The 531-nt window shown below is 63.3% G+C and carries 1 protein-coding gene (only partly in view); it reads right to left on the bottom strand.

Translation table 11 applies throughout. The features are described from left to right. On the bottom strand, positions 1-373 hold the start of the coding sequence (rfaE1, locus tag EOC06_RS12605) for a D-glycero-beta-D-manno-heptose-7-phosphate kinase (RefSeq protein ID WP_128307903.1). Its footprint begins 1,133 nt before the window's first position; 373 of the gene's 1,506 nt are visible here — the first part of the coding sequence; its start codon is at positions 371-373; its stop codon lies off the left edge, out of view. Between the last annotated feature and the right edge of the window lie 158 nt (positions 374-531).

Genomic DNA, 531 nt, shown 5'->3' with positions numbered 1-531 from the left:
GGGGCGCGCTGAAGCGGCTTTTGGACGAGGTCATGCGACCACGCTCCTGCGCGAGGCCCGCCGTATCGGCGCCAAGCTCGCCGAGCATCCGCACCAGGCTATCGCCTGCCACATCGGTGCCTATGACCGAGACGGGAATAGCGGCAGCGCCGAGCGAAACGATGTTGGCCACGACATTGCCGGCGCCGCCCATGGTCGAGGTCTCGCCGCGCCCGTGCAGCACCGGGATCGGTGCCTCCGGCGAGATCCGCTCGATGACGCCGTTGACGAAACGATCGAGGATGAAGTCGCCGACCACCAGCACAGTGGCTTGGCCGAACCGCGCAATGGCGCGGTGCAACGGTTCGGGAGAAGGCGGATTGTGCTTGATCATGTCACTGGCAACACAGGGAAAAGGCCGATTTCAAACTCATAAGTGCTCATCAATCGACTGGTCGGATCGTTCATGGCCAAAGCCGATATACCGCAAATTCACGCAGCGCAACGGCAGGGCATGATCCCGGCAGGCTCGGGCGGTCAGCTCTTCTGCAG

Source organism: Mesorhizobium sp. M7A.F.Ca.MR.362.00.0.0, assembly GCF_004023175.1.
Taxonomy (GTDB): Bacteria; Pseudomonadota; Alphaproteobacteria; order Rhizobiales; family Rhizobiaceae; genus Mesorhizobium.
This window is presented reverse-complemented; position numbering and strand designations above follow the sequence as displayed.